The 22,485-nt window shown below is 47.4% G+C and carries 27 protein-coding genes and 4 pseudogenes; 26 read left to right on the plus strand and 5 right to left on the minus strand.

The annotated features are described in order from the left end of the window. From V3224_RS00925 to V3224_RS00960, 8 genes are read left to right on the plus strand one after another with little or no spacing between them, the layout of a single operon-like run. Positions 1-2,133 carry a tape measure protein gene (locus V3224_RS00925; protein ID WP_334467925.1) on the plus strand — a complete coding sequence of 711 codons (2,133 nt, stop codon included), beginning with the start codon at positions 1-3 and terminating at the stop codon, positions 2,131-2,133. Between the two features lie 9 nt (positions 2,134-2,142). Continuing rightward, positions 2,143-3,492: a DNA circularization protein gene (locus tag V3224_RS00930; RefSeq protein ID WP_334467927.1), complete on the plus strand. Its 1,350-nt coding sequence runs from the start codon at positions 2,143-2,145 to the stop codon at positions 3,490-3,492. Next, positions 3,485-4,600 (plus strand): phage baseplate assembly protein, encoded by a 1,116-nt coding sequence (locus V3224_RS00935; RefSeq protein ID WP_334467928.1) that lies wholly within the window; start codon positions 3,485-3,487, stop codon positions 4,598-4,600. The genes V3224_RS00930 and V3224_RS00935 overlap by 8 nt, the downstream gene beginning before the upstream one ends. After that, positions 4,593-5,198, plus strand: a complete 606-nt coding sequence (locus V3224_RS00940; protein WP_334467929.1) for a phage baseplate assembly protein V — start codon at positions 4,593-4,595, stop codon at positions 5,196-5,198. The genes V3224_RS00935 and V3224_RS00940 overlap by 8 nt, the downstream gene beginning before the upstream one ends. Beyond that, the gene (locus tag V3224_RS00945; RefSeq protein WP_334467930.1) at positions 5,195-5,632 is read left to right on the plus strand and encodes a phage GP46 family protein; all 438 of its coding nucleotides are present in this window, start codon (positions 5,195-5,197) and stop codon (positions 5,630-5,632) included. The genes V3224_RS00940 and V3224_RS00945 overlap by 4 nt, the downstream gene beginning before the upstream one ends. Continuing rightward, the gene (locus tag V3224_RS00950; RefSeq protein ID WP_334467932.1) at positions 5,633-6,712 is read left to right on the plus strand and encodes a baseplate J/gp47 family protein; all 1,080 of its coding nucleotides are present in this window, start codon (positions 5,633-5,635) and stop codon (positions 6,710-6,712) included. Then, positions 6,703-7,254 (plus strand): YmfQ family protein, encoded by a 552-nt coding sequence (locus V3224_RS00955; RefSeq protein WP_334467934.1) that lies wholly within the window; start codon positions 6,703-6,705, stop codon positions 7,252-7,254. The genes V3224_RS00950 and V3224_RS00955 overlap by 10 nt, the downstream gene beginning before the upstream one ends. Beyond that, entirely contained in the window at positions 7,254-8,480 is a 1,227-nt protein-coding gene (locus V3224_RS00960; RefSeq protein WP_334467936.1) for a tail fiber protein, read from the plus strand. Before V3224_RS00955 ends, V3224_RS00960 begins: the two co-directional genes overlap by 1 nt. A gap of 10 nt (positions 8,481-8,490) precedes the next feature. Here the strand turns inward: V3224_RS00960 and V3224_RS00965 are convergent, their stop codons facing one another. Beyond that, positions 8,491-9,075 carry a gp53-like domain-containing protein gene (locus tag V3224_RS00965; RefSeq protein WP_334467938.1) on the minus strand — a complete coding sequence of 195 codons (585 nt, stop codon included), beginning with the start codon at positions 9,073-9,075 and terminating at the stop codon, positions 8,491-8,493. Between the two features lie 164 nt (positions 9,076-9,239). On the opposite strand from V3224_RS00965, the pseudogene V3224_RS00970 reads away from it, so the two are divergent. From V3224_RS00970 to V3224_RS00980, 3 genes and pseudogenes are all read left to right on the plus strand, one after another. After that, a pseudogene (locus tag V3224_RS00970) lies at positions 9,240-9,647 on the plus strand (recombinase family protein); the annotation flags it as partial. A gap of 2 nt (positions 9,648-9,649) precedes the next feature. Beyond that, positions 9,650-9,838, plus strand: a pseudogene (locus V3224_RS00975) (ATP-binding protein); the annotation flags it as partial. Between the two features lie 69 nt (positions 9,839-9,907). Continuing rightward, a complete protein-coding gene (locus tag V3224_RS00980) occupies positions 9,908-10,477 on the plus strand; it encodes a plasmid pRiA4b ORF-3 family protein (RefSeq protein ID WP_334467940.1) in 570 nt (189 codons plus the stop codon). 550 nt (positions 10,478-11,027) lie between these two features. Here the strand turns inward: V3224_RS00980 and V3224_RS00985 are convergent. From V3224_RS00985 to V3224_RS00995, 3 genes are all read right to left on the minus strand, one after another. Then, entirely contained in the window at positions 11,028-11,216 is a 189-nt protein-coding gene (locus V3224_RS00985; protein WP_334467942.1) for a hypothetical protein, read from the minus strand. Between the two features lie 249 nt (positions 11,217-11,465). Continuing rightward, positions 11,466-11,975: a hypothetical protein gene (locus V3224_RS00990; protein WP_334467944.1), complete on the minus strand. Its 510-nt coding sequence runs from the start codon at positions 11,973-11,975 to the stop codon at positions 11,466-11,468. 83 nt (positions 11,976-12,058) lie between these two features. Then, positions 12,059-12,574: a hypothetical protein gene (locus tag V3224_RS00995; RefSeq protein WP_334467946.1), complete on the minus strand. Its 516-nt coding sequence runs from the start codon at positions 12,572-12,574 to the stop codon at positions 12,059-12,061. Between the two features lie 235 nt (positions 12,575-12,809). On the opposite strand from V3224_RS00995, the gene V3224_RS01000 reads away from it, so the two are divergent. Further along, on the plus strand, positions 12,810-13,124 hold the full coding sequence (locus V3224_RS01000; protein WP_334467948.1) for a hypothetical protein: 315 nt from the start codon (positions 12,810-12,812) through the stop codon (positions 13,122-13,124). 73 nt (positions 13,125-13,197) lie between these two features. On the opposite strand, the gene V3224_RS01005 is transcribed toward V3224_RS01000, so the two are convergent. Beyond that, the gene (locus V3224_RS01005) at positions 13,198-13,668 is read right to left on the minus strand and encodes a DUF1640 domain-containing protein (RefSeq protein ID WP_334467950.1); all 471 of its coding nucleotides are present in this window, start codon (positions 13,666-13,668) and stop codon (positions 13,198-13,200) included. A gap of 102 nt (positions 13,669-13,770) precedes the next feature. Between V3224_RS01005 and V3224_RS01010 the strand changes: the two genes are divergently transcribed. The 14 genes and pseudogenes from V3224_RS01010 (at position 13,771) to V3224_RS01075 (ending at position 22,423) form a co-directional block, all read left to right on the plus strand. After that, positions 13,771-14,052 (plus strand): KilA-N domain-containing protein, encoded by a 282-nt coding sequence (locus V3224_RS01010; protein ID WP_334467952.1) that lies wholly within the window; start codon positions 13,771-13,773, stop codon positions 14,050-14,052. Between the two features lie 571 nt (positions 14,053-14,623). Then, positions 14,624-14,971 (plus strand): annotated as a pseudogene (locus V3224_RS01015) (BRO-N domain-containing protein); the annotation flags it as partial. A gap of 480 nt (positions 14,972-15,451) precedes the next feature. Next, positions 15,452-16,234, plus strand: a complete 783-nt coding sequence (locus tag V3224_RS01020; RefSeq protein ID WP_334467953.1) for an antA/AntB antirepressor family protein — start codon at positions 15,452-15,454, stop codon at positions 16,232-16,234. 9 nt (positions 16,235-16,243) lie between these two features. Then, entirely contained in the window at positions 16,244-16,381 is a 138-nt protein-coding gene (locus tag V3224_RS01025) for a hypothetical protein (RefSeq protein ID WP_334467954.1), read from the plus strand. A 147-nt stretch (positions 16,382-16,528) separates the two neighbouring features. Next, positions 16,529-16,777, plus strand: a complete 249-nt coding sequence (locus V3224_RS01030) for a hypothetical protein (RefSeq protein ID WP_334467955.1) — start codon at positions 16,529-16,531, stop codon at positions 16,775-16,777. Continuing rightward, positions 16,774-17,244: pseudogene (locus V3224_RS01035) on the plus strand (Sak single strand annealing protein); the annotation flags it as partial. The gene V3224_RS01030 and the pseudogene V3224_RS01035, both read left to right, overlap by 4 nt. 163 nt (positions 17,245-17,407) lie before the next feature. Next, positions 17,408-18,064 carry a lambda exonuclease family protein gene (locus V3224_RS01040; protein WP_334467957.1) on the plus strand — a complete coding sequence of 219 codons (657 nt, stop codon included), beginning with the start codon at positions 17,408-17,410 and terminating at the stop codon, positions 18,062-18,064. Continuing rightward, positions 18,016-18,456 carry a single-stranded DNA-binding protein gene (locus V3224_RS01045; RefSeq protein WP_334467959.1) on the plus strand — a complete coding sequence of 147 codons (441 nt, stop codon included), beginning with the start codon at positions 18,016-18,018 and terminating at the stop codon, positions 18,454-18,456. The genes V3224_RS01040 and V3224_RS01045 overlap by 49 nt, the downstream gene beginning before the upstream one ends. A 26-nt stretch (positions 18,457-18,482) precedes the next feature. Further along, complete coding sequence (locus V3224_RS01050; RefSeq protein ID WP_334467960.1) at positions 18,483-18,728, plus strand: hypothetical protein; 246 nt, start codon at positions 18,483-18,485, stop codon at positions 18,726-18,728. 91 nt (positions 18,729-18,819) lie between these two features. Then, entirely contained in the window at positions 18,820-19,572 is a 753-nt protein-coding gene (locus V3224_RS01055) for an antA/AntB antirepressor family protein (protein WP_334467962.1), read from the plus strand. A gap of 218 nt (positions 19,573-19,790) precedes the next feature. Next, positions 19,791-20,033, plus strand: coding sequence for a hypothetical protein (locus V3224_RS01060; RefSeq protein ID WP_334467964.1), 243 nt, complete (start codon positions 19,791-19,793; stop codon positions 20,031-20,033). 270 nt (positions 20,034-20,303) lie between these two features. After that, positions 20,304-20,483: an excisionase gene (locus V3224_RS01065; RefSeq protein WP_334467966.1), complete on the plus strand. Its 180-nt coding sequence runs from the start codon at positions 20,304-20,306 to the stop codon at positions 20,481-20,483. Beyond that, positions 20,455-21,498, plus strand: a complete 1,044-nt coding sequence (locus V3224_RS01070; RefSeq protein WP_334467968.1) for a site-specific integrase — start codon at positions 20,455-20,457, stop codon at positions 21,496-21,498. The genes V3224_RS01065 and V3224_RS01070 overlap by 29 nt, the downstream gene beginning before the upstream one ends. Positions 21,499-21,592: 94 nt before the next feature. After that, positions 21,593-22,423 carry a hypothetical protein gene (locus tag V3224_RS01075; RefSeq protein WP_334467970.1) on the plus strand — a complete coding sequence of 277 codons (831 nt, stop codon included), beginning with the start codon at positions 21,593-21,595 and terminating at the stop codon, positions 22,421-22,423. The last annotated feature ends 62 nt before the right edge of the window (positions 22,424-22,485 follow it).

A 22,485-nucleotide genomic window follows, 5' to 3' on the forward strand; every position in this document is an offset into this window, starting at 1 on the left:
ATGGCAGAAAAAAAAGTCAAAGCCGCCGTCATTGTTGACCTGCTGGGCACCCTGCCCCGGCAGGCGCGGCTGTTCGGTCAAAGTCTGGTCGGCATGGGGCGGCAAGGCGGCGCATCCCTGCACGGTCTCGGTCTGCGGGCGAATAGCCTGGGAAGTCAGCTTGACCGGCTGGGCCATCAGGGCCAGCGCACCTTTAGCGGTCTGCGCCTGGGGCTGGCGTCGGTGTCATCCGGTTTTGACCATCTGGAGACGCGCGCCAAGGCGGCCTATGGCGGCGTAGCACGCCTTTACGGGCTGCTGGCCGGGGGCGCGGCACTGGTTGGCCTGAAAAAAGCCTTTATCGACCCGGCGGCGGCAATGGAAAACATGACGCTGCGTCTGAACTCCCTGAACCATCATGATAAAGCCCAGACCGACGCTGACCTGAAATGGGCGCTACAGAATGCCAAGGACTCTACCTGGGGATTGCAAGGGGTGGTGCAGGAATACACCGCCAGTCGCGGGTTTGGCATAAGCCGTGAAGAAGCGCGCCACTTTATTACCATGCTGGAAGACCAGGGTGCGCGACACGGCTGGACGCTGCCGGAAGCCCAGGGAGCCTCTCTTCAGCTCAAACAGATGTATTCGCGCAAAAGCATTCAGGCGCAGGATGCAAGCCTGCTGACCGGCTATGGCATTGACGTCTATAGCGTGCTGGCAGAAAAGCTCGGCAAAAGCCGTAACGAACTGACCCAGCAAGGCGAAAAAGGGTTACTCGGGGCAAAATCGGTTGCGCTGTTGTTCCAGGCGCTGCGCGAGCAGGCCAAAGGGGCGCAGAAAGACGCCATGAACTCGTGGACGGGACTCACTTCCCAGCTGGGTCATGTCTGGCAGCAGTTCGCCGTCAAGGTAATGAATCAAGGGCCGTTTAAACGGCTTAAAACCGAGTTAAAAGACTTTCTGGATGTTGCCGGCGAGGCGCAGGAAAGCGGTTTGCAGGACCAATGGGCCAACCGGCTGGCCAGTCGTTTTAATGGCGTATTCGACAGCGCCCGCCGTGGGGTCACGCTGTTTAAAAATGGCCTGAACCGGGTCAATGCTGAATTGATAGCGCTACGCCAAGCCGGTTACGGCGACACCCTCGACACTATCGGCAAATATGCCGCTAACACCGCCAAAGCCATGCTGGCGATTTACGTCGCCTCGAAACTGGCCCGTGTCGGCATGGCGATAGCCCGTCCCGCCTGGGGGCTGTCGAGTGCGCCGGTACGCTATCCGTGGCGGGCTTATCGGTGGTGGTGTGGGCGCGGCAAAAATGCCCCGGCGGGTTTGCCTGGTCCCGCACCGTTTGCGATGGGCGGCGGACTGGGCGCGCCGGTGAGCGTGTTGGTCACCAACTGGCCGGCGGGCGGCGTCGGGGGTGGCAGTGAGACTTATGTCGATGGTAGCGGACGCACCCGCCGTAAAGGCTCGCGCCTGCGTCCGGGCCGTCCAGCGCTCTCGGTGCCGCGCTCCCGTTTGGGGCGGGCGGCCTCCGCCGTCTCAGGCTTCTTTGGCGGCCTGGTCAATCGCACTGGCGCACGGTTAAGCCGACTACCGGGCGTAAGCACGGTCGGGCGCTGGCTGTCCGGTGTGGGCGGCGGGTTGCGCGATATGGGGCAGCGCGCGCGTGGCCTGCTGGGTGGGGCCACGGCGCGGCTATCCGGTTTCACCGGCTGGCTGGGACGGTCTACGGGGGCACTCGGGCGCGGCGCAATGCGCCTGGGCGGCCCGGCGCTGACGGCGTTGTCGCTGGCCCCGACGCTGCTGGACAAGAATGCCAGCGCCGAGGATAAAGGTGGCGCACTGGGGTCGGCAACCGGGGCAACGGTGGGCGGCCTCGTCGGGGCCATCGGTGGCCCGATTGGGGCAGTGGCCGGCTCGATGCTGGGTAGCGTGCTCGGCGAAAAACTCGGCGGCTGGCTGGGCGATATCTACGCCCGGTGGGACAAGCAGGACGAGCAACAGGCGATGCCGCCACCCGTGAAAGCCCAGGCCGACATGCGTATCGCCCTGGCCCCGGGCCTGGTGCTGCAAAACAGCGCCGTCACCGACAGCAACGCCTTTGGCTTACAGCTCGATGTGTATAACGGCGATAATTATCATATTTATTGAGGTGCGCAGATGAAAAGTACCGGTCAGGGCCGCTTTCGCGGCGTGCCTTTCTGGGTTTACAAAGAGCAGCGCAGTCGCGGCGGTCGCCGGGTGGTGCGGCGGGAATATCCGCTGCGCGAACACGGCGGGGCAGACGATTTAGGAAAAAAACTGCCTGAGCACACCTTCACCCTGTCACTGACCGGCGATGATGTGCAGGCGCAGCGGGTACGGCTGACGCAGGCGCTCAATGCGCCGGGACCGGGCGAGCTGTTGCACCCGGACTGGGGTACGCTGTCGGTGCTGGTTGAACATTTTGAAAGCCGCTACAGCGTCGATAACCAGCGTCTGGTGGAGTTTACCGTCACGGTGGTGCCGGTGACCGATGAGACCGCCCCTACGGTGGCGCAAGATACCGCTGGGGTGGTCAATCACTTAGGGGATGGCACGCTGGCCGCACTCTTTTCCACCCTGGCTGACGGCTGGCAGACCTCGTTGCATGACGCGCAGGCATTAATGGATACCGTTAGCGAGCAGGCCAACACGCTGGAAAGCGCCCTCACGGGTCTGGGGCTGCTGGCCGATATGCAGAGCTTTATCGCCTCGTTTACCGCCCTGCGCGGCAATATCCAGGGCATTATCACCACCCCCGACCGCCTGGCGCTGGCCTTCAAGGGCATTTTTCAGGGCATACAGCGCCTGCCGGCTTACCCCCAACCTGAGCAGATAAAAAACCGGGCACGCGCGCCAGTCTCCCCGCAGCCCGGCGCTCTCCAGCACCAGATAGTCCAGCTGGCCGACCGGCTGGACAGCGCTTTGGTCCGTCAGGATCGCCTGCGCGATAGGCAGGGGCTGCAACCTGCCACTCGCGCCACGGTGCAACTGCTGCACAATACGCTGCGCCTGGCGGTGGCGGTGGTGCAGGTACAGATGTTGTCGTCCCTGCTTACCGCCAGTCTGGCGGCGGTCGGCCCAAACGCACCGGCGCAGGTGTTGCCACACACGGTCTCGCCCGCCCCGCTGCCGCTCAGTGACAGCGCCAGCGTCTGGCTGGAAAGTACGCCGGATGTGGTGCGCGTCAGCCAGCAGGTCGCGCGCCGACTGGATGCGTGTGCCCTGACCAGCTCGGCGCTGGGCTATCAGAGCCTGGCCTTGCAGGTGCGGGCGTTAAGCCGCGCCTTTGTGGCGGATTTATCCCATCGCGGCGTGGCGTTACCCGGCCTGATCCAGGCCGCAGTGACAATCACCGAGCCGGCGCTGGTGACCCTGTACCGCATCACCGGCGATGCGCGTGACACGGCGCGCTTTATTCGTCGCAACCGGCTGCGTCATCCGCTGTTTGTGCCGGGTGGCGAGCGCGTGGAGGTGCTCGGTGGCTGAGGTGGCGTTGCGCATCGACAACCGGATTTTTACCCACTGGCTCTCGGTCAGCATTACCCGGGGGCTGGCGCGTCTGGCCGGGGATTTTACCCTCGGGATCATGATGCCCGGCCAGGCGTTGCCCGACAGCCTGCGCGCCGGCGGGGCGCTGGCGCTGACCCTTGACGGGCAACCGGTCATCACCGGCTACCTGGACAGCGTATCGCACAAGATGGGGGCCGACGCGGCACAGGTCACGATAAAGGGCCGGGATAAAACCGGCGATCTGGTGGATTGTTCGGCGATCTATCCGGGCGGTCAATGGCGTCACCGCACCCTGCAACAGATTGCGCAAGACCTGTGCAGCCCTTTTGGCATTGCGGTGCGCTGGGCGGTGTCTGACCCCGAGGCCGCCAAACCCTTTACCTCCTTTACCCTTGAACTGTCTGAAAGCGTGGCGGATGTGCTGAGCCGGGCGGCGCGTCACCGGGGCGTTTTGGTGACCAGTGATGCCGACGGCGATCTGGTGTTTACCCAGGCGGCGAACACCGCCACTGACACCCTGCGTCTGGGGGAAAATCTGTTGTCCGCCGAGTACACCGAAGACTGGCGCGATCGCCACAGTCAATATCTGGTTAAAGGCCACGGCGGCGGCGGTGGGCACGCGGGCGACGCCAACACCAACGCGCTACGCGCTGCCCCCAAGGGAGAAAGCGACGATCCCGCGATTGCTCGTTACCGCCCCAAAGTGATTCTGGCTGACAGCAAACTGACCCCCGCCACCGCACGGGCGCGCGCGCTGCGGGAAAGTCGCCGGGCACTGGCCCAGTCAGAGCGCTTTACCGCCGTGGTCAAAGGGTGGCGGCGCGAAAGCGGCGAACTGTGGCAGACCAACCGGCTGACTCGCGTCATTGCGCCGCGTCTGTCGATGGTCAGTCGTGACCTTTTAATTAGCCAGGTGCGGTTTGATCTCGATGCAGACCAAGGGGAGCGTACAACGCTAATTCTTGCCCCACGCGAGGCGTTTATCGTGCCGGCGGAGGCGGAGCGTCAGGCCAACGGGGCTGACGGTGGCGTCGATGGCCTGGTGCGGGCCTGGCTTAACCAGGGGAATAAACTCGATGAGTAATATCGCACTGCAACGCCTGCTTGCCCCGGTGATGCGCGGGATCCGCCTGTTGTTCGGGCGGGGCGTCCTGACCGGGGTGAATGACGGTCTGAAAGCGCAAAACGTCCAGTTGACGGCGCTGGACGGCGAAACCTTCGATGAGGTCGAGCGCCCGCAACAATACGGGCATATCAGCGTGCCGTTGCCGGGGGCTGAGGTGGTGTTTGCCTGCCTGGGCGGCAGTCGTGATCAGGCGACAGTCCTGGTGATAGAAGACCGCCGTTATCGACCGACCGGGCTGCCCGCCGGGGATAGCGGCCTGTATCACTATGAAGGGCATCGCTTGCGTCTGACCCGGGACGGGCGCTGCATCATCACCTGTAAAACACTGGAAGTGGTCGCCGAGCAGGAGGCGGTGTTTAACACCCCGACCGCGCGTTTTACCGATGATGTGGTGATTGAGAAAAACCTGACGGTGAAACAGAACATGACGATTGCCGGGAACGCGGAGTCCCAAGGTCCCTTTGCCGCGCCGGAAGCCGTTATCGGTGGCGTCAAACACAGCACCCACCGCCATCAGGAAAATGGCCAGGGCAGTCTGACCGGGGGGCCGCAATGAGCGACGCGGCGCTGCGCTGGATGAATGGCGAGGGGATGCTGTTACAGGCGGGCGCAGATTTACTCGCCGACGACAGTCTGACGACCACGGTGCTGCTGTGTCTGTTTACCGACCGGCGCGCTGAGATCTCCGACCGTTTGCCGGATGGTGGCCATGACCGGCGCGGATGGTGGGCGGACAGTTATCGCGACCGCCCGGTGGGTTCTCGGCTGTGGCTGCTGTCACGGGAAAAGGCGCTGCCTGCGGTATTGGCGCGGGCAGAAGCCTACGCCCATGAGGCGCTGCGTGGCCTGCTGGACGCCGGGATGATCAGCCAGTTGCATTGCCAGGCGAGTGCCCCGCTGCCGGGCTGGCTGCGGCTGACCGTGCGCCTGACGCTCAAGGACGGCAGTGCGCGCCCGTTTACCTTTAAAGCCCGTTTGGAGGGGATGTAAATGCCGTATCAGATACCCACGCTCGGCGAGCTTATCAGCCAGACGCAGCAGGATGTGGCGCAACGCCTGCCGGGCGCGCTGCCGGCCGAGGACAGTCTGTTGGGGGCCATGGCGATGGCGCAGGCCGGGCTGTCGGCGCTGGAGCATGAGCACCTGGGCTGGATAGCCCGGCAGATTATTCCGAGCGATGCCGACGAGAGCGAGCTGCTCAAACATTGCGCCTTTTGGGGCGTGGTGCGCAAGCAGGCCGCCCGGGCCAGCGGCCCGGTCAGGCTGTCGCTGTATGATGCCGCCAGTGTGCCGGTTGGCGCGCGTTTGCAACGGGCCGACGGCGCGCTTTACCGCCTGACAGACGCCGCCCAAGGTAAGGCGGGAACCTTAACGGTTAACGTCGAGGCCGACCAGCCGGGGCTGGCAGGTGACTGCGGTGCGGGACAGACACTCGGTTTTGTCACCCCGGTTGCCGGGGTGGCCCCGCAGGCGCTGACCGATGCGCCCGGGATCCGGGGCGGCGCTGACCGCGAGCGCGTGGAGGAATTGCTGTCGCGCCTGCTGTATCGGGTGCAGTTTCCCCCAGGCGGCGGCACACGCTGGGATTACGAGCGCTGGGCGCGCGAGGTGCCGGGCGTCACCCGCAGCTGGTGTCTGCCCACCTGGAACGGGGCGGGCACGGTGGGCGTGACCTTCGTGATGGACCATCACCCGGATATCTTCCCCGGCCCGGCCGATATTGCGCGGGTGACCGACTATCTCGCGCGCCACCGGGACCCGGCCACCGGCGAGTGGGTCGGCCAACCGGAGGGGCCGACGGTGACGGTGTTTGCGCCGGGGGCAAAAAAGGTCGATATCACGCTGCGTATCGCCCCCAATACCCCGGATAACCAGGCCCGTATCCGCGAGGCGCTCAGGCAACTGTTTTACACCGCGGCCAAACCGGGCGAAACCCTGTTGCCCTCGGCATTCTGGCGCGTGCTGTCCGGGATAGGCGGACTGGATGATTACGCCCTGAAAACCCCGCTGACGCCGGTCAGTAGCGGAAAAACCGAGCTACTGGTGATGGGGGATATCACATGGCTTTAAAAGCACACCAACGCGCACTGCTGCAATTGCTGCCTAATGGCCTGGCCTGGGACAAAGCGCCGGATACGCTGCTGGCGTCGCTGGCCGACGGCCTGGCCCGCAGCACAGCACGCGTCACCGAACGCGCCGAGCAATTGTTGGCCGAGCGTTTTCCGCTGACCGCCACACGGTTGCTGGCTGACTGGGAGCGTTTTTTAGGGCTACCGGACTGTGATATCGGCGACGATGCCGGTATCGATGAGCGCCAGCGCTATGCGGCCAACAAGCTGCGGATGAAACCGAGCCTCAACCGGCAGTTTTACATTGACCTGGCGCGGTCTTATGGCTTTACGGTGAGCCTGAGCACCTTGCCGGATAATCAGTGGGTCACGATGGTGACGATTGAGACCCACGTGGACTATCGCCCGATGCATGTGCTTGACCCGATCACCACGCCGCTGCGTATTTATTACGCCGGGATACTCGAATGCCTGTTAAACCGCTATAAGCCGGCGCATCAGGACTTTCGCTATGTGTATGCTGACAAAAAGGAGAAAGGCTAATGTATTTTTTAGATAACAACAGCGGCATAGCCACCATGCCGCCGCTGAAAGAAACCCAGAGCACTACGCCGTTATGGTTTACCGAGGGTGACGGCCACAAGGGCATCAGCTGGCCGGGGGAGGACTGGTTCAATATCCAGCAAGCCGAACAACTGGCCTTGCTGGAAGCTGCGGGCATCCGCCCGGATAAGGGCAAGCTAAACCAGCTGACGTTGGCTATCCGGGCGATTATCGGTCAGGAGGCGTTACTGAAAACCCAGGCATTGGCGGAAATTGCCGCAGCGGGCAAAGGGGCACAGAAAAAGGCCCGTACGCATCTGGGCCTGGGCAAGCTGGCGACCCAGGACGGCATTCAGGAGGCGACGCTTCACCGCAAAGGGATAGTGCAGTTAAACAGTTCCCCTCGCAGCGCGGACGAAACTACCGCCGCGACGCCTAAAGCGGTCAATGACCGGGTGAATGCGGTTGTTGACAAAGCGCCGTCTGATTTAGATACGCTGAACAAGCTGGCGAAAGCGATCAGCAATAACCCCAAATTTGCTGAAAACGTCATGCAAATTTTGAGTCAAAAACTGGCAAAAAATGAGAATGGGGCCGACATCCCGGACAAAAATCAATTTATAAAAAACCTTGGTTTGTTAGAAACGGTAAATCTGGCTAAAAATGCCACACCCAATCAGCGTAAAATTAACGGCAAAACTCTCACTCAGGATGTGCAGCTAACTGCCACAGATGTTCATGCTGTTACACCCGAAGTATTGCGTGTCGAAATCCCGGTAGGTATTCCCCTGCCTTGGCCTGCTGAAAGAGCGCCGACCGGTTGGTTTATCTGCAACGGTGAGCCATTCGATAAGAAAAAATACCCGCTTTTAGCACTCGCCTATCCATCAGGAAAACTCCCTGATTTACGTGGTGAGTTTATTCGTGGCTGGGATGCTGGGCGAGGCGTGAATCCTAGGCGTAAGGTTTTATCGTCTGAAACTGCATCACTCGAGAGCCACGCTCATGGTTATCGGGACAGGTATTATGTTGAAGATGATGGTCCACTAGGCCACGCAAACAATAAAGAAAAAATGCCTGTAGGGTATAATGCAGATACAGGTTCACGTGCTACGGATGGAGATAATGATTCTTTTCTATTCATTGACAAAACAACGTCTAATGCAGGCGGTAGCGAAACCCGCCCGCGAAATGTCGCGTTTAACTACATTGTCAGGGCGGCCTGATAATGTTGAGTTAGTAGCAAACCAGCTCCCATGTTCTCGGCGCTTTAATCCCTGTTCTGGTATAATCTGCACTGATAATTAACGATTTTCCGACTATTTCGACATAAGTACCTAAATTGCCCTCGGGAGCAATACCTTTGTATTTTACCGTCGCGTTTGCCGAGAAAATGGCATGAGGGACGGGACAAGGTAAAGATACCGTATAAATCTGTCCGGCATTGAGTGGTGGTGTGATGCCCCATTGTCTGATAAGGCCGCTGTCACCACATTTCCACCATCCATTCGTAGCGAGGTGAGCTGTATTTTTTGCTCCTCGATTGTTAATCTGCATATTAAGCCAGCTGCTTAACGCCCCGCCCCAAATAGGGCCAGTTACATCACCATTTTCTTGATAAACCGCGGTTCTGCCGCCCCATGAGATATGCAAATTGCTATGAGTATTGATGGTTCCATCAATTTCTACACTCTTTAACCAATGCAATCGATCATTATTCCAGGAAGCTACTTTTGCATTATTAGCATAAAATGCCACGTTGCCATCGCCATTAGCCCGTAATCCTGAATCGTTATCGCCGATATGCACAGATTGGGTCACATGGAGGTTGCCATTGACGCTACCACCCGTTCGTTTATCCAGTGCATTTTTTGCACAATCTACCGTTTCCGTTAAACCAAGGTTTTATTGAATTCAGAATTTAGCTAATATTTTGACCAAAACCAGGCATAATAAGTCTTTTAGAGGAAGGTTAAGGGGCTAAAATGGCAAAAATAGGCTATATGAGGGTGTCAAAAAATGACCAAAACACCGATTTACAGCAAAAATCCTTGATTTGCGCAAATTGTGAACAGATTTTTGAGGATAAAATCAGCGGAAAAACAGACCAGAGACCCGGATTAAAACGTGCTCTAAACGCACTGAAATCGGGTGACACATTGGTGGTCTGGAAGCTGGATAGACTGGGTCGCAGCATTAAACATTTGATTACTTTAATATCCAAACTTGAAGATGAAGGCATTCATTTTCATAGTTTAACGGATTCTATCGACACCTCTTCGTCAGCAGGTCGTTTTTTCTTTCATGTGATGAGTGCCTTGGCGCAAATGGAGCGGGAGCTTATTGTTGAACGTACTCAGGCAGGTTTGGCTGCAGCGAGAAGCAGAGGACGAAGAAAAAAAACCGCTTTACCACGACGGCTGAACTTATGTTGCAACTCTCAACTGCAAAACGACAAAATAAGCTCAAACAATATCTATCACGTTCGGTGATGGCCCCGAAGTTATTGATCATAGATTAGATTGCATATCTACCGTTTGGGCGAGAGGAAGCAAACCTATTTTTCAATGTGATTGCCAAACGTTAGCAAAGACTTGAAAAATTTAGTGGAGTGTGAGACTAAAGAGACTGTATTTATTTAAGGGGGATAATAATGAGTGAATTTTCGGGAAAGGATTTATATCAAATAAAAATCACACTAATTGATAGTAAACCACTAATTTGGCGACGTTTGATCGTTCTGAAGACAATACCTCTTGATGAACTACACATGGTTATACAATTAGCTATGGGTTGGACAAATGATCATTTGTACAGTTTTGAAAAAGGAGATTTGCGATATGGAATGATTATGGACGATTTTAAAGAAACATATCTGCAAGATAGTACAGGTGTGCCTTTGAGCAAACTCCTTCGTAAGAAAGGAGAAAAAATGGTTTACTTATACGATTTCGGAGACAACTGGGATCATTGCATTTTGCTTGAAGAATCATCATTGCCTGATCAGGAATTACTCCAGCTCCCCATCTGTATAAAGGGAGCGGAAGCCTGCCCATCTGAAGACTCTGGGGGGCTTTGGGGATATTACCAAAAGCTCAAAGATATTCAAGATGTTGATAATCCAGAGCGTGAAGAATTACACGAGTGGCTAATGTGCGACATAGCTGAACGAGCATATGACCTTAAAACTATCAATCAGCGGTTGATTAATTTTTACTCTTGAAATATACACATGGAGTGTCCATAGTTCAAAAGGTAGCATTTTAAGTGCTACCTCTGAGACTAAGGTGAGAACATGAGTGCTCTATTGACGAGCAGTTTGGTTAATAAATATTCGCTATCTTGCCCTCGCTGGGACACAGCATCAAGAATTTAATCGGTTTAATCTCTGAATTGAAAGATAAAGGGATTCATTTTCATAGTTTGACAGATTCTATCAACATCTATTCGTAAGTAGGGCGTTCTTTTATGTGATGAACGCTTTGGGGCTAATGGAGCTTACAGCGGCGAGAAGCAGAGAGAGCGTATCGGCGGTAGGTCTTGCTCATTTATCTTATGTATAGGAACAGTAGGCTCAAGAATTACTTGAGTCCTGCCATAGTAGAAAAAAGCTTGTATTACTTTATCTAGTTTCATCGGCCATCATCTACAAATATTGTCCCGTTGATCGTACCACTAGAACAGACCAAAGTGCCTCCGATGAAAAATAACAGTGTAATTCCGTTGCACTGATGGAAACAAGAGTAGCTCACCATTTATCGCACGTTTTGGCTTCAAATATCGCACGCCGCATCAACAAACACTAAACGCCCTATCCTTTCACTAGAAAGAAAAGTGATAAATCGTGTTGAAAAAGCAATATCAATTTGTCCTACTAAAGTGTATGACACATTTAATAACTGCTGTTTGCCTATAGCAGCTCTATACAGCGCCAAACGTTTTAACAATAAACCTAAATCCAACTTTGGAGTCACTGCTAATGGTTGAGAATAAGAAAACAGTAAAAGTTAAAGAGGTAAAAATGCAAAACCACGAACCTGAATTAATGGGGAGTCAAAATACTGACGACCTATTAGATTTTCGTATTTATGCGCTAACTTTTTTCAATAACAAATTGACTTTATCAACCAATGACCGAAAAGATTTTTGGCTAGAAATCGCTCCCACCATTGGCTGGATAAAGTTTGAAAAACACAGCACGGAGGATGAATTTATCCCAAATGGAGCACTGTTTGTAGCCACTGAATTGCGTTCGGCATGTGATTTAACCCCTTACCCAATAATTCAAGCACGATGTGTTCTGTGGCGTCAGCGGGAAGCTGTTTTATCTGCTGTAAAAACAGCTTTTTTTCTTCAGAATCGTTAACATTTTGCTGAATAAATTCTCGAATAACCGCTAGAGATTCATTATGGAGTTTTACGGTAACGATCTTCAAAGAAGCTGAAATACCACCCTCCTCAGTAAGAAGGTTTATAGCGTCTTTGGTTGCTTTAATCAGATGTATTGCAGGTTCTTTTCCTGAAAGGCATTCAAGAATTCCTCCCTTAATCATTCCTTCTTCTTGCAAATAGGCGATGTTTTGAAGAAGCTTTTTCTTATCAACTAAACGTAAATGATCAGGAATATTTTCTGTTTCAATAACATCGGGATAATCGTACACCGCTAACTCAAGCAGTTCAAATTGTAAATTTCTATCGAAATTAGCTAATGAATCATTCATTACTCTACCTCTTGGTTGTTGTGGAAAACACCAAGTGTACCACTGCCGCCTGAGGTGGCTAAATAATCAGGTAATCAAATCAATTAAGAGTTAAATTGACTTTTAGCTAATTCAGAAAGAACTTGAGTCACTGTACCAGCATTAGCAAACAAAGTATCAACACATTTGCCTACAACAGATTCTGCGCCTTTTTCTTTCACTAGTTTTAAAAGCGTTTGCTTTTCTGGTTCAGCTAAATTAGCCGATCTGATAATTGTTTCAATTTGCTCAAGAGTATTTTTGTGTATTTTAATTGTAACGGCGTTTAGTTCACTACCGATAGTATCGGTATTGGCGTAATCAAAACCTTTAGCAGTTAAAGCCATATGCTCAACATAAAATAATGAATAATTATTATGACCTAAAACAACTGCACCTTTTTTAACAAGACCAATTTCAATCAAATAATTAAGATCTAATGCTAATTGATTAGTGCCTATCTTTTCCTCTAAAAAGTCAAATTTCTCAGTGCTTATTGGCTGCATGGGGCTATCAGGATTATTTAATTCTCGAATTAGCATTAAATGCCTCTCTTTAATTGGTGTCATTGAGCGTGTCATTCCTTTTTCTATGTGTTGTGGTGAGCATATAATAACCTGTTTTGTGTGTTGTGGTAAATACGCAAACCACTGCCGCCTGAGGTGGCTAAATAATCAGGCAATCAAATCAATTTCAGGATGTGTGAATGCGGCTCAGCGCTCGTGGGACAGTCAAGACTATAAATTATCTTTCAAAAATAGCTAAATATAGTTTGATTGCGTTTACCCGTCCGTGATGACTGTAATCGGACACCAAGTGGCACTTGGCACACATCCTACCTTTTCAGTAAATGTTAACGAGGGAGTACACATCATGAGATTGGATAATCCACACATTGTAACGGCAAAACACCCAAATATGGGAAATCTGGTTGGGGTGACTAATGGTAGCCGTAATTTGAGCGATGCGAAATACTTAAGCAGCATTGATATATGGAATGACGACGACATGGAAACAAGAACTTTCAAAACGATAATACACTGCTTAACAAAAGAAAATAATCGTCTCAAAAAAGAGAATTTAAGACTGATGAAGGTACATCGTGAGATTGCCGGGCTGTGCAGGACTTGAACCTGCAACCGAAGAATTAAACCCTCTGCTATATCATTAAGCTAACAGCCCTATGGTAATTATAGTGCAATAATTAGAAGAATTTGAGTATTGCTGTTGCAGCACTAACAATCCCTAACATGACAGCACTTAGCTTTATAAGGAGACTATTAGTTAAAGCTTCAACATCTTTTCGGACTAATGCTATATCAGAAGATAAATCTTTGCGAACATTAGAAATTTCAGCAGATAAATCTTTACGGACATCTGCAATTTGAGCATCAGTTTTTTCGAAACGTAAATTCATCTCAGCCGATAAGTCTTTACGAACATCAGCAATTTCAGCAGATAAGTCTTTGCGAACATCAGCGATTTGAGCTTCGTTTTTTTCAAAGCGAGCAACCATATCTTTACGTACGTCTTCTAAATCTCTTTTTGTTGCTACATCAGCAACCTTATGTGACTTACGTACAGCAATAGAAATTGCTTTTGCCTGCTCTTTTGGCAAACCTGCATTCTCTAATGTTTCGACAAATTCTTGTGTATCAAATGCAACCTGACCCATAACGTTATCCCCCTTTTTGGGAAGTATAACGGGTTTAGGGTTCAATCTGCAAAATCTTTCACGTTAATACCTTAATTCGTTTAACTACGGAGAAATATTTTTATGTCTAAATTAATTGTTATCGAAAATACCGTTGTTCGGCAAGATGCTTTCGGCCGTTACTGTCTAAATGATTTACATCGTGCAGCAGTTGCGCAAGGTAAAGTGACCGAATCTCAGCGGCCATCAGCTTTTTTAAAAAGCAAAGGTATTCGTAAGATAGCAAAAGCTTTAGGTAATAACTCATTAAACACAATGCATGGTGGCATTGAATCAGGAATTTGGGCTGTAGAAACATTAGCTATCCGTTACGCTACGTGGCTTAAAAAAGAAACAATTACATGAGTTTCGCACAGGCATATAAAGTTCTAGAAATGGCTTAAAAGCAATGGTTAATCTGTAAGTTACTAAAACACATAAATTTTATTAAATTACAATAACTTGTATTTAATTTATAAGGTTTTGTCTATTTATATATCATGCTGAATTAAACTTAAAAATAGCGCGTTTTTTTATTGGTGCGAAACTCGTGAATTATAGAAAAAAATAGAGCAACAACAGCCTGTAATTATAACCTAATAACTCATCAACAAGAATTTACCGATAAGATTAATGCGGGACTTATATTACTGGATTTTGCAAAAACAGAACTTAATCTCAAGCCTTCTGAAATAATTAACGCGACAAATAAATTGAGTAAGTACATAGGCATAGAAAATATTCTATCAACAGCCAATTTCCCAGACTGCTAAGCGTGATGATGAACGGGATTGCAGCATAATAAAACATTGACATTTTAAATACCCATTGACGAAAGAATAAATCATGCGCTATAGTTTACTTGCATCTGAAAAATCAGATGTCGGGTTTCACAGCTTCGGTGGTGGTAGTTAACCCTTATCTAAAGGTAAAAACTATGACTACTCAAACAATAACATTTCGTAATGTTCATTTTAATGTAATCCGTCGTAATAACCATATTTGGCTTACAGCTACAGAAATAGCTCAAGCTTTGGGTTATAAAAAATCAGATGCAGTAAGTCAGATCTATGATCGAAATGCGGATGAGTTTACCGCCGACATGACCTTGACACTCAATTTGAAGGTCAAGGGATTTGGTAACGGAAACTCAGAAAAAGAAGTGCGTATATTCTCCCTACGAGGTGCTCATCTTGTTGCTATGTTTGCTCGTACTCCAGTAGCCAAAGAATTCAGAAAATGGGTACTCGATATATTAGACAAGGAAGTTGGCAATCCACAACCCAGACCAGAAGCACCCGAACTCTTAAACGATAACGATACTCGTAACCTAGCTCATTTGGTATGGAGCATGGCGAATGGATTTAGATTTGAGAGAGCATGGACACAAGGTATTTGGTATGCGCTACGTGATGCGACAGGAGTTGCCTCACCTCAGCACTTCGAAGTCAATCAAATAGCAATAATCGCAGAAGAATGCCGACGAATTTACGGCATGACTAATACACTTAAATCCGCTATTTTTGATGCTGAAAAACAAGTTATTCGTCGTCTACTCCGCCATAAAGAAAATGTCGAGACGGTACTTCGTGAAATGCAACAACTGTTAGAAGCCAGTACTCACGAACACGATAGCGTCATGAGCCAATCACTTGAAAAATGGCAACAAGCGAACGTCAATCGCTTCCCCCAACGTAACTAAATAATCTTAACGCCCCTTTTCAGGGGCAATCATTCATCAATTTAACTATTGAGAGATTCTTACATGCAAAATTTAATCAATATCGAAACAAAAAACATTAGTGGTGAATTAATCCAAACGGTAAATGCTCGAGATCTACATGAATTTTTAGAGATTAAATCCAGATTTAATGACTGGATAAAAAATCGAATTAAAGAATATAACTTTATAGAAAACTTAGATTTTATAACGCTTACTAAAAATTTAGTAAGCGGTGGTTCAAGGGTTGACTATCACATTTCCCTCGACATGGCGAAAGAGCTATCAATGGTTGAACGCAACGAAAAGGGGAAACAGGCCAGGCAGTACTTCATTGAATGTGAAAGACGGATTTTACAACCTCAAACATTGCTACCAACAACCAAAGAACTGGCACTCATGGTTGTTCGGGCTGAGGAAGATAAAGAAAAGCTATTACTAGAAAACAAGAACCTCACAACAGAAATCGATAGCCTAAAAAACCTGTTTCAGGTTGGTATGTCACCCGTTCAGTTTTGCAAACAACTTAATGGCGTAAATATTAACCAGGTTAACCTTTTTCTAGAATCGCGTCATTTTCTCTACGATGCAGAAAAGGATATCAGCAAGGCTCATGTCTGGCGTGTTCATTCTTATGCAAGAGATAAATATTTAACCGAATCACCCTTCATCATGACAAACGATTACTGGCAACGTCAGTGTTACAAAATCGTTCTGCTAAAAAAGGGGGCTTCATGGCTATATAACCAATACCTCAAAACTAAGCTACCGATGAAGAAAGAGTGGAATGGTGAATTTACCCACGAAAAATATAGTCAGGTGGCATAAGGCGTAACGATGAACAAAGACAACATCCTGCTAGCACTGGCAAGAGAGGCAGCAAAGTTAGCGATTAATACCCAACGACAAGATATATGGCTAATCGCTTTATCACTGCAACTAAAAGCTTATGGAAAAAATCATCATGCCCCTTAAATCTGAAAAGGCGAAAAAACGCCATCTTAAAGAAAAAATTATCACTCTGCTACTGGATTCGTCCTTTTCACAAAATGAAATCGAGTTATTAGTCACAGAGATTAAAGCCAGAAAAAACAGGATGCTATTTCAGTTCGAGGAGGTCAAATGAACCCTTACGCCATGGAAGATTACTGGTACGAACAACAGCAAGAAATTGCTTATTGGGAGGACAGGCTGGACGACGAAATCAGCGAACTTGTCCAGCCTGTTTATGACTGCCTGCCTTCCTCAGTGATGCGAAAACTCAGTATTGAGGATTTTGACGATATCTGGAAGGCACTGTTTGACCATTTCAAAAATGAGAATATCCATCAGTACAAAGCACTTCGAGCGCCTAAGAGGAAATATCTATGAGCGAAACACAACATACCGAAAAAGAGAGCAGTTTTCAACAACAGGTTTGGGAAACGCTGTCGGCGATTAATGTTAACGATAAAGTTGAAAAGAAAAGCCGCCTTTCTTATCTCTCATGGGCGTGGGCGTGGGCGTGGGCGTGGGGCGTATTAATGGCACATTACCCAGAATCCTACTATGTCATTGATGCCGTTAGCTATAACAATGATGGCAGTGCGATGGTGTCATTAACCCTCACCGTCAAACAGGGTAATAACGAATGTCCGCGCAAAATGTGGTTACCCGTTATGGATTACCGGAATCAGGCTATTTCCAAACCTAACGCTGTTGATATCAACAAAGCGCTGATGCGCTGCCTCACTAAAGCCATTTCGATGTTTGGATTAGGATTTTATATCTATGCGGGTGAAGATTTACCTGAGCAAGAAAAAGTTGTGATGCAGAAAGAAGAAGCGCAACAAAAGGCTCGTTACAATCAATTAATCAAGGAATTAGAAATAGCAGCAAAAGGCGGTGTTGAATCAATGAAATCCCATTGGCTGCAATTAAAACCAGAAGAGACGGATATCATTGGCGAAGAAAATAAAATGGCTATTTATCGCAACATTGCAATGAAAAATGAGGCTAATCATGAAGCAGAAAACGGACGAGTGGTTTCAGGCAAGACTTGGGAAAGTCACCGCCAGCAATTTACACAAGGTGTTATCCAAAGGCAAGGGAACAACACAACGAAACTACCTCATGCAGTTAATCTGTGAAACGCTCACCGGACGACGAGAAGAAATTAAAACCAATCAGGCCATTGAACGGGGCATTGCCCTTGAACCTCAAGCCAGAGCACGATATTGCCTCAATGAGTTTGATGTCACGGTCACCGAAGTGGGCTTTATTCCCCACCCGACTATTGCGCTATTTGGTGCTAGTCCTGACGGTTTGGTGAATGATGATGGACTTATCGAAATAAAATGCCCCAACACCACTACCCACATTGAAACCATTATCACAGGAAAACCCAAACACGAATACCTGTTACAAATGCATGGGCAAATGACGTGTACAGGGAGAAACTGGTGCGATTTTGTCAGCTATGATGACAGACTCCCCCCTAACCTTGCCTACTATAAAATCCGAATTATCAAGGATGACAATTTAATTAACGAGATTGAACAGGCTGTTCAGGCATTTATTGAAAAATTGAAATCAGAAATCAACAAAATTAATCAATACGTGGAGGCTCCATGGCAAACCAGAACCAGTGTCACTTTACCGGACGCATCGGTAAATTAGAAATCCGCTACACCCAGGATAAAAATCCCATATCCGTATTTTCTCTCGCTATCAGCAAATCAAGAAAAGACAATAGCGGTCAATGGATTGATGACACAACATGGATAAACTGCAAGGCATTTAAGCAAATAGCCGAATATATTGAGAAGCATGCACAAAAAGGCACTTTTGTTCGTGTTACCACTGCCTATCAGGAAAATAAATGGACAGACAAATCCAGTCAGCAAAGGATATCCCCCGAATTTTTAGTCAATGACGTTGAAATATTGGGCAACCGGAAGGAAAGAAAACCGCAGGAAAGTCAAGGTAAAACGGGTATACCAACCACTAACCAGCCGAACAGTAACGCTATTCATCAAGCTGATTTTGAAGACGAAGATATACCTTTCTAGACGCTAATTATACCGGAGGTTAAGTTATGAAACTTAACATCATTAAATTATTAATCACGACATTATTGTTTATCAGCGCGGCATTTGCTTTCGAATTGATAGTTGGTCACATTGCGCATGCCGATACCATTATTGACCCACAAATCAGATTTAAACGTGGCGAATTAGGCAATATTCATTTAGGCGGGCAAGAGCTACTGGTTATTGGCATCATGCTAGTTCCTGCACTCTTAATCTATTTTGGGATATTTCTCGATACCTTGAAGAAATAGTTACAAAACAAGAAGTCATTACCCATCCTAATCTATTCCACTTAATCAACATCAATATTCATTTCATCAATTAATTTTGAGGTATTCCTATATGCAAAATTTAATCAATATCAAAACAAAAAACATCAATGGTGAATTAATCCAAACGGTTAACGCCCGTGATTTACATGCGTTTTTGGAAATCGGTAAAGATTTTACTACATGGATCAAAGACAGAATTAAGCAATACGGCTTTGCTGAAAATCAGGACTACATAATTGTAGAAAATTTGAGCTCCCCAAAATCGGGGAGCGCGAATTCTAGGCAACAAGTGCTTAAAGAATACGCAATCTCTCTCAATATGGCGAAAGAGCTATCCATGGTTGAGCGTAATGAGAAAGGGAAACAGGCGAGGCAGTACTTCGAATGCGAAAGACGGATTTTACAACCGTCATTACCGGGTAATTACATCGAAGCGCTGGAAGCCCTAGTTATCTCCGAAAAGGAAAAAGCCGTTATTACTGACCAGAGAGATCAAGCACTTCGAACAAAATCACAAATCAGCCGCACTCGTGAAGCTTCTGCAATGGGTAAACTTAGTGTGGCTACCCGTAAAAATCGGGAGCTAACAGAACGGTTGGGAGAAAGTTTTAAACATGCCACTATCACAGCAGTAAAGAATGCCACAGGGAAAGAATATAAATTTGCGCCACTTCGTCGATGGTGTCGTGAGAATCAGGTGGAAGCGACCGAAGTACCCGATATTCGTTATGGTCAGGTTAAGTCATGGCCTGCTGAATCATGGCTACAGGTATACGGTATCAATCTGAAATCGTTATTTGCTAATAGCCAACGTATTCACTAGAAATTGACAGCTATTTGGCACTTCCAAATATCTCAAAAAAAGACCAGCGCAAGGCTGGCCAACACCAGGGAAAATGTTGCTGTTAACCAACACACAACGGCAACAATACTACCACAAACACTTCATAAATGACCATATTTCAATCAACATTTACATTCATTTAATAAATAAAATCAAGAGTTTTACACTATTTATTAACAAATAACTAGAGGAACTGTATGAATAACACCCATGAATACCGAACAACGTTACATCATGTCAAAGCAGGGATGCAGGTTATTTATCATGGTGAGATGATGAAAATAATTGGATTGAAGGAGAAAAAATTAACAAACAAAGGATTGATATATCAATTTTATACCGATGGAGAAAACGGAACATTAACCGGAAATGGCGGCAATAAAATCACTGTGTTAGAAAAAATAGACGACTTGCATAAAAATAAAAGCGGGTATGTTTAGAAGATGAAGTGAAGTATGACCTGATACTCGCAGACCCACCCTGGCAATACCAAAACAAAGCATCAAACGGCGCAGCAAATAAATCCTAATACTCTTCCCCACAAATCATATCCCCTTACCTAACAAAGAACGAATATCACCATTCGTGCTTAGGCTATCTCTTTTTGTGGGGCAATGAAGCGCCTGAGAATAGTGTGAGTTTTTAAATGAGGATAAATAAACATGATTACTTTAGCGGAATGGAACGCTCGAAGGGATAGGCCACGCCGAATGGATACCGTCAGAATTTGGGCAAGAAACGGACTTATACAGCCCCCACCCATCAAGGACGGCAGAGAATACCTTGTCGAAGAATATGCCGTCAAAGTTAACTGTATTAGCGAAATTAGCCATCAAAGTATGTTGCTGCAAAGGATAGGTTATGACCGGAATCAGAAAAATAAAAAATAGAGATTTGCCCCCTAACCTGTACAAAAGAAATGGATATTATTCCTATAGAGACCCGCGTACACGGAAAGAATACGGATTAGGCAGAAACAAAGCCTATGCAATTAACGAGGCTATCAGTGCGAATCAGTTATTGCTCAATACAGAGAAAGTAAAACCTCTAACAGAAAGGATCGATGGACAGGGAAGTGTCTATTTTCATGAGTTTTTAGATAGATATGAAGAAATATTGAAAACAAGGGGCTTAAGAGAAAAAACATTAATAGATTACAAAAGTAAACTGTTAGCGATAAGAAAAGGAATTCTTGACGCGCCGATAGAAAATATTTCTACTAAAATGATCACCGACTTTATTCATGCATATATAATTGACGGAAAAACTTCCTCAGCAAGCATTTACAGAATAACACTAAAAGATATATTCAATGAAGCATATTGTTTAGGTATTATAAACAATAATCCTGTTTTACCTACAAAGTCACCAAAAGTTAAAGTACAAAGAACAAGGTTATCTTTAGATGATTTTAATTTAATTCTAGAATCAATAGATGATGAAGCACATTGGTTAACAATAGCCCTGAAATTAGCTTTAGTTACAGGTCAGAGAGTCTCTGATATATCAAAAATGAAATATGAAGATCTTCATGATGACAAGTTATGGATTATTCAACAAAAAACAGGAACTAAAATAGTTATTCCTTTAACCGTTGAAATAATAGGTATTAAGCTATCAGCCATAATAAAAATTAACGAAAACGATTCAGAATATATTATTAATGATGCTGGCAAAAAAGTTTCAATAGAAAAAATATCAAAAGGATTTGCAAAATTAAGGGATAAAACAAATTTAACATGGGAAGGTACACCTCCATCATTTCATGAAATAAGAAGTTTATCTGCAAGATTGTATACAGAGAAAAATGGCAGTGATTTTGCTCAAAAATTACTAGGCCATAAATCAGCGAAAATGACCGCAAAATATCAGGATGATAGAAATAATGGATGGATTGAAGTATAATTCATAGTGAATGAACAGTGAATTATAGTGATAAAGTAAATATAGTTTATTGATATATAATGAAAAAATATTGTAGCATCTTTGGAGATAGAAGATGGAGCACAATGAACAGCGAATGCTTTACCAGTGGTTAACTACCGGTTTGGCAAAAGGTAATTGTCGCATTCAGCTTGCTTATGTTGAAGGGGATGGTCAGTGGTGGTCATGGTTATCGAAAGATTCGGCAGGTATTTGGTGTGACCACTCTAATTGGCAGCAGGCGCTGCAAACCTATAGTGGTAGTGCTGATCCAACGCTTGTTACTGAAGATTTGTTTCCTTGCATTAGCGCAGCCTGGTTTGCATTGCTTGGTGAAACGGTTAATGCAAAATTGAGCCAACAGCCGATTAATTACCGGTTACCTAAGGGCATTTATCCCGTTATTACGGTAGATGAATGTCAGTTTGTGGTGGTTAATATTGGAGCAGAAAAGTGGCAGGCAGCTTTCGCAGATTGGACGCCATTTCAAGCCCCACCTGTGCAAGTGACGGTTAAATTGTTAGCCGGTTTTATTGCTGATTGTGAAAATATTCGTCATAAGTATGGTTATTGGTTAGCTGGTGATGTGGATATTCGACAAGGCGAAGCATTATTATGGTGGCATGAACCATTGGCTATCGTGACATTAACTGATGTTAATCAATTATGGGTAAAGGAAATCCGACCGACGGTTACATTTAACCAAATACCCTATTTAGCTCAGATTGCTACCATCGATTTGCCATTAGCACAACTGTATACCCTCATAGCCGCCGAAAATTTGACTGGTAAGGTGATGTTAGAGACACGAGTCTGTTTATTGCGAAATGAACAACGCGTTGCTTGGGGTGAGTTATTAACTGCTCGAACTGGGATGGCATTTCATTGTCTTGAACTTGAAAAATAGTTTTACTGTTTTTTCTTGCCTCTTTTTCTAATGCAATAATATTAAAAATATTTAGCTTAGAC

The sequence above is a fragment of the Arsenophonus sp. PmNCSU2021_1 genome (genome assembly GCF_036919435.1).
Taxonomy (GTDB): domain Bacteria; phylum Pseudomonadota; class Gammaproteobacteria; order Enterobacterales; family Enterobacteriaceae; genus Arsenophonus; species Arsenophonus nilaparvatae.

Coding starts and splice junctions, on each gene's coding strand:
- V3224_RS01055 (WP_334467962.1), top strand. CDS start 18,820: ATGCAAAATTTAATCAATATCAAAACAAAAAACATCAATGGTGAATTA.
- V3224_RS01065 (WP_334467966.1), top strand. CDS start 20,304: ATGGATACCGTCAGAATTTGGGCAAGAAACGGACTTATACAGCCCCCA.
- V3224_RS00930 (WP_334467927.1), top strand. CDS start 2,143: ATGAAAAGTACCGGTCAGGGCCGCTTTCGCGGCGTGCCTTTCTGGGTT.
- V3224_RS01045 (WP_334467959.1), top strand. CDS start 18,016: ATGGCAAACCAGAACCAGTGTCACTTTACCGGACGCATCGGTAAATTA.
- V3224_RS00990 (WP_334467944.1), bottom strand. CDS start 11,975: ATGAATGATTCATTAGCTAATTTCGATAGAAATTTACAATTTGAACTG.
- V3224_RS01025 (WP_334467954.1), top strand. CDS start 16,244: ATGAACAAAGACAACATCCTGCTAGCACTGGCAAGAGAGGCAGCAAAG.
- V3224_RS00960 (WP_334467936.1), top strand. CDS start 7,254: ATGTATTTTTTAGATAACAACAGCGGCATAGCCACCATGCCGCCGCTG.
- V3224_RS01005 (WP_334467950.1), bottom strand. CDS start 13,668: ATGGGTCAGGTTGCATTTGATACACAAGAATTTGTCGAAACATTAGAG.
- V3224_RS01030 (WP_334467955.1), top strand. CDS start 16,529: ATGAACCCTTACGCCATGGAAGATTACTGGTACGAACAACAGCAAGAA.
- V3224_RS01020 (WP_334467953.1), top strand. CDS start 15,452: ATGCAAAATTTAATCAATATCGAAACAAAAAACATTAGTGGTGAATTA.
- V3224_RS00945 (WP_334467930.1), top strand. CDS start 5,195: ATGAGCGACGCGGCGCTGCGCTGGATGAATGGCGAGGGGATGCTGTTA.
- V3224_RS01040 (WP_334467957.1), top strand. CDS start 17,408: ATGAAGCAGAAAACGGACGAGTGGTTTCAGGCAAGACTTGGGAAAGTC.
- V3224_RS00995 (WP_334467946.1), bottom strand. CDS start 12,574: ATGACACGCTCAATGACACCAATTAAAGAGAGGCATTTAATGCTAATT.
- V3224_RS01050 (WP_334467960.1), top strand. CDS start 18,483: ATGAAACTTAACATCATTAAATTATTAATCACGACATTATTGTTTATC.
- V3224_RS00980 (WP_334467940.1), top strand. CDS start 9,908: ATGAGTGAATTTTCGGGAAAGGATTTATATCAAATAAAAATCACACTA.
- V3224_RS00950 (WP_334467932.1), top strand. CDS start 5,633: ATGCCGTATCAGATACCCACGCTCGGCGAGCTTATCAGCCAGACGCAG.
- V3224_RS01060 (WP_334467964.1), top strand. CDS start 19,791: ATGAATAACACCCATGAATACCGAACAACGTTACATCATGTCAAAGCA.
- V3224_RS00925 (WP_334467925.1), top strand. CDS start 1: ATGGCAGAAAAAAAAGTCAAAGCCGCCGTCATTGTTGACCTGCTGGGC.
- V3224_RS01075 (WP_334467970.1), top strand. CDS start 21,593: ATGGAGCACAATGAACAGCGAATGCTTTACCAGTGGTTAACTACCGGT.
- V3224_RS00940 (WP_334467929.1), top strand. CDS start 4,593: ATGAGTAATATCGCACTGCAACGCCTGCTTGCCCCGGTGATGCGCGGG.
- V3224_RS01070 (WP_334467968.1), top strand. CDS start 20,455: ATGACCGGAATCAGAAAAATAAAAAATAGAGATTTGCCCCCTAACCTG.
- V3224_RS01010 (WP_334467952.1), top strand. CDS start 13,771: ATGTCTAAATTAATTGTTATCGAAAATACCGTTGTTCGGCAAGATGCT.
- V3224_RS00955 (WP_334467934.1), top strand. CDS start 6,703: ATGGCTTTAAAAGCACACCAACGCGCACTGCTGCAATTGCTGCCTAAT.